This window comes from Rhizobium sp. 3T7 (assembly GCF_020166565.1).
Taxonomy (GTDB): domain Bacteria; phylum Pseudomonadota; class Alphaproteobacteria; order Rhizobiales; family Rhizobiaceae; genus Rhizobium.
Map to the genome: position 1 here is coordinate 1 of NZ_JAIQXS010000051.1, position 1705 is coordinate 1705.

The 1705-nt window shown below is 52.6% G+C and carries 1 protein-coding gene and 1 pseudogene; both read right to left on the bottom strand.

Features of this window, described 5'->3' with window-relative positions; translation table 11 throughout:
* Positions 1 to 104: 104 nt before the first annotated feature.
* Complete coding sequence (locus tag K9B32_RS28775) at positions 105 to 1193, bottom strand: acyltransferase family protein (protein WP_224568777.1); 1089 nt, start codon at positions 1191 to 1193, stop codon at positions 105 to 107.
* 355 nt (positions 1194 to 1548) lie between these two features.
* Positions 1549 to 1705 (bottom strand): annotated as a pseudogene (cpsB, locus tag K9B32_RS28780) (mannose-1-phosphate guanylyltransferase/mannose-6-phosphate isomerase); the annotation flags it as partial.

Below are 1705 nucleotides of genomic sequence, written 5' to 3' on the forward strand. Positions count from 1 at the left end.
CTTGTCTCAGATCATCCGTTCGGCGTGGAACTGGCACGCAAAATCAAACCAGCACTGAAATCGTTACAAATGTCGTTGACTCCTGTCTGGCGAGCAACCGGTCTTCATGCCCGCTTCGACAATACTGAAAGCTTTCGCCGAAACGGCACATCAAATACGACATACACAATAGCCGACAGTGCGACGATAAAAACGGTTCCTACGACGATGACGGTGAGCTGTCCCATCCAGGACAAATGAAGCCCAGTTGCCACAAAAGAGATGGCGCGAACCAGCGGATAGTGAACGGCATAAACGGGATACGATAGATTGCCACACCACATTGCCACGCGCCGGGTCGCGGGGCCAAGCTTTGCATTGAGGCTGAAAAACACGACAGCCGGCATTATCACAGCAATACAAACTGCATCGAGCCCGGCCTTTGGAAGTCCTAGATCGGGAAGGAGCAAAATGGTGATCAAAACGATTGTCGCCAACGCAAAGCATTTGCTGGGTGCAAAATCGCGATGTTTGTAAATAAGCAGGCCGATCGAAAATGACCAGATTACTCGCGGAAAGCCGTACCAGAATTCGCTCGGACGAAAACCAAAGTTGGCGTCGCCGGTCCTTACAATGGCTAACAGGAGCACAATCCCGCTTGCAGCCATGACAAGCCACATCGCGGCTTGACCTATTCGCGCGCGTACCCACATGGCGAATGCTATATTCACAAAAATCTCGAAGAACAGCGACCAGGTCGGGGTGTTTAGCGGGAAGACGGTTTGTTCCAAGGTTACAGTGTGCAGCATAGAGGTCTGCAATAAGGGAATCGCAGTGATGCCAAAGACGAATGCGATCGCGATATCAGTTAAATGTTGAAGCTCGTTACTGATCTCAGGCCTACCAAGCTCGATGAACGCAGCAATTGACGTGCCCACAAAAATCAGCGGGAGAAGCCTGATTAATCGCTTTCCGGTAAAGCCGCCCACAGGGAGGTTCCCGCTCTCCAGGGGCTTCCAATATGCACCGGCAATCACGAACCCGCTCAGGACGAAAAAGAAATCAACGGCAAGGTAAGCATTTGGGGCAACATACGGCAGCTCGAGGCGCGTCACGAAGTGTTTGAGAACAACAACCAAAGCCGCAACGCCGCGCAAAAGGTCCAGCCCAACGTAGCGGTGGTTTTTCGATTCACCAGTTTCAATTGGCGCCAACAAGTCTCGGGTTCTTAATCCAAAGTAGCGGAGCCAGTGCATTGGGTCGTGCCTCTTCCGTTCTGATTAGGAAAAACTAACTGTGCTCGATCGTTTGGGGACGCACGCCCTCATTCATCGACGCGACCGATTTTGAGGCGTCGAGGAAAGACCAAAGCCGGTGGTCCAGGTTGTCGGCTCAACTCGCATTGTGCCTCCAGGTCAAAGAAGCGCCTTTCTCGCTCAAGTTGAACGAGAAAGCGCGGGAGCTTCGAGCCACGATCAGACGTGGTGGAAGTTGGGCCCTTGTCTTCAAGTATGTCCATTTGCTTGCCGTTACCTCAGTCTCGTATCAAACGTCGCCTTCTGGCCCTCATCAGCTGCGGCCGAACTCGTCGACAATGCGGATGATATCGTCCTCTCCGAGATAGGATCCGGTTTGGACTTCGATCAGTTCGAGCATGATCTTGCCGGGATTGGCGAGGCGATGGACTTCACCAAGCGGAATGTAGACGGATTCGTTTTCCCTGAGG